Origin of the sequence: Bacillus sanguinis (genome assembly GCF_018332475.1) — a bacterium.
Classification (GTDB): Bacteria; Bacillota; Bacilli; order Bacillales; family Bacillaceae_G; genus Bacillus_A; species Bacillus_A sanguinis.
In genome coordinates this window covers 1-7,261 of record NZ_BOQB01000107.1, presented here as the reverse complement: position 1 = coordinate 7,261, position 7,261 = coordinate 1, and the positions used below count along the sequence as shown (strand labels likewise).

At 35.2% G+C, this 7,261-nt stretch carries 7 protein-coding genes and 2 riboswitches; all 7 genes read right to left on the bottom strand.

Annotated features, from left to right (window positions below; translation table 11 throughout):
* Nucleotides 1-16: 16 nt before the first annotated feature.
* Complete coding sequence (locus KI369_RS13490) at nt 17-1,555, bottom strand: ABC-F family ATP-binding cassette domain-containing protein (RefSeq protein ID WP_212956282.1); 1,539 nt, start codon at nt 1,553-1,555, stop codon at nt 17-19.
* A 305-nt stretch (nt 1,556-1,860) separates the two neighbouring features.
* Nucleotides 1,861-1,992 carry a hypothetical protein gene (locus KI369_RS29660; RefSeq protein WP_259652774.1) on the bottom strand — a complete coding sequence of 44 codons (132 nt, stop codon included), beginning with the start codon at nt 1,990-1,992 and terminating at the stop codon, nt 1,861-1,863.
* Nucleotides 1,993-2,058: 66 nt separating this feature from the next.
* On the bottom strand, nt 2,059-2,808 hold the full coding sequence (locus tag KI369_RS13485; protein ID WP_212956281.1) for an ABC transporter ATP-binding protein: 750 nt from the start codon (nt 2,806-2,808) through the stop codon (nt 2,059-2,061).
* On the bottom strand, nt 2,805-3,803 hold the full coding sequence (locus KI369_RS13480; RefSeq protein ID WP_212956280.1) for an ABC transporter substrate-binding protein: 999 nt from the start codon (nt 3,801-3,803) through the stop codon (nt 2,805-2,807). Before KI369_RS13480 ends, KI369_RS13485 begins: the two co-directional genes overlap by 4 nt.
* Nucleotides 3,800-4,573: an ABC transporter permease gene (locus tag KI369_RS13475; RefSeq protein WP_001057155.1), complete on the bottom strand. Its 774-nt coding sequence runs from the start codon at nt 4,571-4,573 to the stop codon at nt 3,800-3,802. The genes KI369_RS13480 and KI369_RS13475 overlap by 4 nt, the downstream gene beginning before the upstream one ends.
* Entirely contained in the window at nt 4,545-4,865 is a 321-nt protein-coding gene (locus KI369_RS13470; RefSeq protein WP_000082898.1) for an MTH1187 family thiamine-binding protein, read from the bottom strand. Before KI369_RS13470 ends, KI369_RS13475 begins: the two co-directional genes overlap by 29 nt.
* Before the next feature lie 100 nt (nt 4,866-4,965).
* Nucleotides 4,966-5,067: riboswitch (TPP riboswitch) on the bottom strand.
* Between the two features lie 61 nt (nt 5,068-5,128).
* On the bottom strand, nt 5,129-6,868 hold the full coding sequence (locus tag KI369_RS13465) for a methyl-accepting chemotaxis protein (RefSeq protein ID WP_212956279.1): 1,740 nt from the start codon (nt 6,866-6,868) through the stop codon (nt 5,129-5,131).
* Nucleotides 6,869-7,011: 143 nt separating this feature from the next.
* Nucleotides 7,012-7,096: riboswitch (cyclic di-GMP riboswitch) on the bottom strand.
* Nucleotides 7,097-7,261: the final 165 nt, after the last annotated feature.

Sequence of the window (7,261 nt, the reverse complement as noted above, 5' to 3'; positions counted from 1 at the left end):
TGCCTTTTCTTTGTGATTATTGTTCAGCGTTCCATTCTTCCACATTCCATACTTTTGTGATCCATGCTTCATAGAAAGACGGCTCATGTGAGACAAGTAAAACTGTTCCTGTATATTGTTGTAACGCTTCCTGCAAAGACTCCTTTGTTTCTATATCCAAATGATTAGTCGGTTCATCTAAAATTAAAACATTGCTTTTCGTTACGATAAGTTCACATAAACGCACTTTCGTTTGTTCTCCGCCGCTTAATAAACGAATAGGCTTTAATACGTGCTCTTCTTTCAAGCCACACTTTGCTAATGCTTGGCGTACTTCTTTCCTTGTCATATCTGGTCGTTCTGTCCAAACTTTCTCTAATGGTGTTGTTTCTGATGCAAACTCTTCCTGTGCAAAATAGGCAGGATTTACTCGCTCTCCAACAGAAATCGAACCACTTAGCGGTTTTATTTGGCCTAATAACGTTTTTAACATCGTCGTTTTTCCAATTCCATTATGACCAACAATCGCTATCTTTTCTCCCTTTTTCACTTGTAAATTCAACTCTGGACATAACGGATCGCTATAACCTATCCTTAGTTTCTCAGCTTGCAATATACGACTCACTGGCTCCTCATAAACAGTAAAATCAAAACGGGATCGAGTTACATGAGTAACCTTTTCAATCCTCTGCATTTTCTCTAATACTTTCTCTCGACTTTTAGCCTGTTTCGCTTTTCGAATTTTATTTTTTTGAATAAATGTTTCTAACTGCGCAATTTCTTTTTGTTGTTTCGCATGCGCCGATTGTAATTGTTTCCTTTGCAATTGATAACTTTGCACAAATTTTTCATAATTTCCTACGTACCGCTTCACTTTCCGTTCTTCTAGATGATAAATAACATTCGTAATACTGTTCAAAAATACTTCGTCATGTGAAATGATCACATAAGCTTTTTCATACAGCCTCAAATACGATTGCAACCATTCTATATGGGCTGTATCTAAATAGTTTGTTGGCTCATCTAGCAATAAAACATCAGCTTTTTCTAAAAGGAGCTTCCCAAGTAACAACTTTGTTCGCTGTCCTCCACTTAACTGTGAAACATCCTTTTTCAAACCTATTTCAAATAAACCTAAACCGATTGCTACTTCTTCAATTTCTGTATGAATTTGATAGAAATTAGAGCTTTCCAATATAGTTTGTAATTCTCCATACTTTACTAACAGTTTTTCTACTTCGCTTGCTCCATTCATTTCTTCAGCAATTTTTAACATTTCACATTCAATCGTATACAAATCCGAAAATGCACTTTGTAGGTATCCTTCAATTGTTATCCCCTCTTGTAAATCCATATGCTGCTGTAAAAAACCTATCTTCACATGTGGAAACCATTCAATGCTTCCGTCATCATGTATAAGTTCTCCTGTTAAAATCCTTAACAATGTTGATTTTCCAATTCCATTTTGCCCTACTAACCCAACATGCTCGCCCTTTAATAGTCGAAAACACGCATTATATAAAATGGTTTTCTCACCATACGAATGACTTAAATTTTCTACTGTTAATATACTCATTTTTTTCTCTCCTCTACTTATAGTTCATAAGCTAAATAGAGAGGGCAACAGTATAAAGCCTTATTTAATTGTGCATATAAAAAATGGGTAAGGTGAATACACCTTACCCATTACATACTATCGTAAAAAAGGATTAAGGTTCTTTACCTGCTGTCTTCAATTTAGCTTAATCGTTAAAAATGGGCAGACTTCTCCCGCATCAAGCTAAAACCATTTGAAGAACAGTTGATAAAGTCATTTTATCCTTTCACTCCTTTAACATTTGTTATATTAAGAGTATAAACTACTCTGTTATATTCTATTCTCTATTTTTTCTTTTGTTCCTTCTCCACTTTTTCATTTTCTGCGTAATTTTCTTTATACATCTTTTCTAATGCATATGATGGACTTGTAAAGATAAGCGTTAACGAATCAACTATTTGCTCTATAGATTTCATCTTTCTCCCCCTATACAAAAAAGCCTCTTAACAGTGATTATACTAAAAACTGTTAAAAGACTTTTTCTATTTTTTCATATAAGGAGCTAACACTTTCAAAATTTCTTCCTTATCCTTCTTTAACTCCAGTGATGTTAACATATCCATCGTTCTCGGCCTAGGTAATTTCACTTGTACCTCACCAACTATTGATGCTGGTCTTTGAGATAAAATAAATACGCGATCCGAAAGCAAGATTGCCTCATCTAAGTCATGTGTGACCATAACGATTGTTTGCTTCTCTTGATGCCAAGAGTTTAAAAGCCAGCTATGTACCTCCATTTTTGTAAAGGCATCTAATTTTCCAAAAGGCTCATCAAGTAGCATAATTGGCTTTTCACATAAATATGTGCGCAAAAAACTAATTCTTTGACGCATACCACCAGATAATTCATCTGGATAATGGTCTGCATATTCATCTAGTTCAAACTGCTTTAATGCTTCCATTCCCTCTGTTAGCCTTTGTTTTTTCGGTTTACCTTCAATTTCCAATGGCAGCACTATATTTTGCAAAGCCGATCGCCACGGTAGTAATAAATCTTGTTGTGGCATATAACTTACAACATCTTGCTCTCGTACGTGCGTATCCTTATACGTTATATTCCCACTTGTTGGATTTTCAACATTTGCAATCATATTTAATAATGTGCTTTTCCCGCAACCACTCGGTCCTACAAAGGAAACAAATTCTCCCTCTTGTATAGAAGCACTAATATTTGTTACTACATTCTTTCCATCAAAAGCTTTTACAACCTCTTTTATTTGTAATCCACTCATTTTTCACTTGGAAGGAACTCATTTGTAAAGGCATCTTTCACATCAATTTTCTTCTTAATAACTTTGTTATCATATAAGAAATTCATGTAATTCGTCCAAACTTCTTCCTTCTGTACTCCCCATGCTTTTGCATCATCTTGATACTTCGTACTTAACCACTTTTGACTTTCTTGTACTAAGTCTTTATTCACATCTGGAACTGCTTTAATTAAAATATCAGCAGCTTCTTTCGGTTCTTTAATTGCAAAATTATAACCGTCTGTCGTTGCACTCATGAACTTTTTCACAAAGTCTTTATCTTGTTTCGTATGTTTTTCACTCGTAATAATAACAGGACTATAGAAATCAAGCGCAGGGTCTAGGTCTTTCACCATAATCGTATTTAACTCTTTCCCTTGGCGCTTCGCTTCAATTCCATCCCATCCATAATAAATCCATTCAAAGTCTGCATCACGACCGATTGATTTAAAGAAATCGGTTTGTCCTAAGATGATTTTTTCAACTTTATTAAAATCAGCTTGATGCTTCTCCATAATTGTCTTTAATGTAGCCTCTTCTGCTGGTCCTCCCCAGCCTCCGTAACGTTTACCTTCAAAATCTTTCGGTGAAGTCATGTTATCTTTCTTAAGCGATGCAAAAGCTGAAGTGTTATGCTGAATAATCGCTCCTACAGATACAACAGGAATCCCTTCCACACGAGCCAACGTTACATTTTCTTGTGCGCTTATTGCGAAGTCAGCTTTTCCTGAAGCTATCATTTGCTCCGCTGTCACATTATCACCAGGCTGAATAATTTCTACATTTAAGCCTTGCTTTTTATAATACTCTTTCGCTTGAGCTACATATAAGCCAGTATGATTCGTATTCGGAAACCAATCTAATACTACTTTTACGTTTTGATCTTTACTTGCACTTTTTTCTTTCTTCGCCGGATTACATCCAACCACACCTACTGCTAATAAGGCAGCCAACATCACTTTTAAACCTTTTTTCATTTTCTGCCGTCCTTTCTATATATCCATGGTGCTGTTATTCTTGCCATAAACTCCACGATAAAATACAGACATAATGTCACCATAACAATAATTGCTGCCACACCAAATACTCGGGCTGTTAAAAAGGATTTTGTAGCTCTCGTAAGCATAACTCCTAATCCTTCACTGGCACCGAGCCATTCCCCAATAATCGCTCCCATTACGCTATATGTAACTGCAATTTTTAAACCTGAAAAAAAGTATGGAAGCACTGCTGGAAACTTTACTTTCTGGTAAACTTGCCATTTCGTTGCCTTCATCGTTTGCAACAACTTCAACATATTTTTATCTACCGTTTGAAAACCTTCTAAAATGCTAAGCGCAATTGGGAAGAAACAAACGAGTATGACTACCATTACTTTCGGTAACATTCCATATCCAAACCAAATAATAAATAACGGTGCAAGTACAACGATTGGAATCGTTTGCGAAATAACAAGCAACGGATTTATTAAAATACGAAATAAAGGAATAACGTCCATAATAATTGCAATACTTGTCCCAATTAAAATCGCAAAGAACAGTCCAATTATAACCTCTTGCAGCGTTTGCATCGTATTCGGTAATAGTAAATCTTTCATTCCAATTAATTCTTGAACAATGGCAGAAGGCTTCGGTAAAATCCATGGTTCAATTTTAAATAATGAAACAGATCCTTCCCATATCGCAATGAGAAGGATAAGCCAAATTGTTGTAATTATTTTAGATTGCTTCTGGTTTTGCATATTCATCACGGTACTTCCAAACTTTTTCATCTATCGTTACACCAGTGCTTGGACGATAGTGGATTTTAATAGAAGTAATTACTTCTTCTGCTCCAGCATCCACACACGCTTGTTGTGCACGTTTAATGACATCAAGAAGTACATCTAATTCTCCTTCCAGCGTTGTTTCCATTGCCCCTACTTCATAACGAACTCCCGATTGTTGTACAACTTCAATTGCTTTATCGACAACAGAATATACATCTTTGTTCTTCGCTTGTGGTACTACTGAAAATGAAATTGTAACTTGTTGTGACATAGTAAAATCCCCCTTATAAAATGAAATGTTAAAACAAGAAAAGGCTTTCCTACTGCGTAGGAAAGCCTTGTATGCAAGTTATTATAGAATAACATATGCTACACCACTTTAAGTAACTCCCTACGCTGGCATTATCCAGATCAGGTTGAGGGTCGATGTTTGTTTACATCCTCTCAGCCAATTGGCTCCCCGGTCCTTAATTCGTTTTCATTGTAGCATGATTTATTTTATTGAACAAACAAAAGTACGTATAATCATTTCATTTAACTTTTAAATTCCCCTATTAACTCTTGTAACTCCTGTGAAAGCCAGCTTAAAGAACTGGCTAATTCAGCAATATCTTGTACAGACATTTCCTGTTCTTTCATACTTTCTTCAACATTACTACTACTATTCGCATACGTATTTGCGATAAGTGATAGTTCATTTACAACCCGAACAATATTTTGGCTATTTTGCAATATATCACTTGAATTGCCAGAAACAACTCTAACCTGATTTGTAACAGATTGTGCTGATTTTGAAATTTCCCCAAAGAAAGCACCACTACTTTCAACAAGTTTCATTCCAGATTCTACTTCTTTTAAAGTATTTTGCATTGAAACAACAGCTTCTTCCGTTCCAGCTTGTGTTTCTCCTATTAATTTTGCTATATCTTTTGCTGATGCTTCCGTCTGCTCTGCTAATTTACGCACTTCATCAGCAACAACGGCAAATCCCTTTCCGGTTGCCTCAGCACGTGAAGCTTCAATAGAAGAGTTTAAAGCTAGCGAATTCGTTTGATTTGAAATACCTGTAATTACATTTACAATATCACTAATTTCTTTTGATCTTGTTTCCAAAGAATAAATGAGAGAAGATAAATCTTGTACTGCATTTTGTATTATGTTCATTTGATGAATCGCCTGTTCAATAACACCATTTCCTTTTACTGAATGATGCTTCGTACCTTCAGACTCTTTCGCCATTTGTTCTGCAGCATTCTTTATCTCTTCCATCTTATCTTCCATTTCATATACAATACCTAAATACTGTGGTACTGAAGTATCTTGTGATTGAGCGTCAGCTCTTAACCCAACCATAGAACTTATGATTTCTTGAACTGCCATACTATTCTCTTTCGTACTCACTGACAATTCTTGTGAAGATGAGGAAACCTGTTCTGCTGTCTGCTTCACTTTATCTATAATTCCTTTAAACTTCTCGATGGTATTATTAAAATACGCATTAATAATACCAATATCATCTGGTCTTTCCTCTAATTTAATACTTAAATCACCCTCACCGACTCTGCGCAATCCTTCACGTAAATCCCGCAATGGAGCAAGTGCGTTACGTACAATTAAGAATTGAATAACAGTTGCAATTAAAACAGAAATACAAATAAACATTAAACCTTGTATAATGAATTTGTTCTTTGTACTAGGAACAATAGAGGCATCTACATCAGCTGCAACAAGTGCCACAATATTATCTTCTCCATCTTTAATTGGCTCTAATATCGTTACCCATGTTCCTAATGCGTCTTCATATACCTCTGTCATGTTTGCTTTTTTCGTGCTCATTACTTTATCATATGCTTTCATCCAAAGATCTGGTTGTTTATAATATTCTCCCGGCCTTACTTCAACAACATTCGCTAAACCTGTAGACAAATCAATGATTTGTAGCTCACCTTTTTCATTTTTTTTCGCTCCAACAATATACGTTTGTCCAACACTGTTCAGTTCTTCCGTGGATTCATCTAATTTCTCTGTTAACTTCTCTCTCTTTTCTCTTTCTGCCGTTGGGTCTTTTGCAACATCTCTCAATATTTCCGCGTCTAATTTATGTAATACCGTATCTCCTGTTTCAAAAGAATGCCTTTCAAACATAGACATCATGCTATTTTGAAACATGTTAAAACTTAACGCTCCCATAGTACCAACAAGGGTCAAAATTACTAACACAGTTAACAATACATTTTTTTGAAGAAATGATAGCTTGTGCCAATATTTTTCCATTAACATCACCTTTCTTAATTAACTTAATATAAAGTAAAACTAGTAAAATATAAATCTTATTAATAAACGATAATAGTTCTCATTTGTTTATAAACAAAAAAAAGACCAATGAAAAAAGCATTGGTCAAGACCAACCCTATCCGTCCGGTAACTGGCTAGCATAGCCTTCCGGCCTTAGCTCCTACAGTTTTGCGTCCTAATGTTTCCATCAGTTTGCCTTTCTCGCTGAACGAGTTGAACGATATGGGAGTTCTATGAGAATTAAATTATTCTCTATCAAAGATTACAACATAAAAATTAAAATGTCTACCTATTTAGAGGTGTAATGTAAAGTTTCAACGTATTATTTTTTCAAAATAATTTAACAAAGTTCGTGAATGTTACATTTCTTGT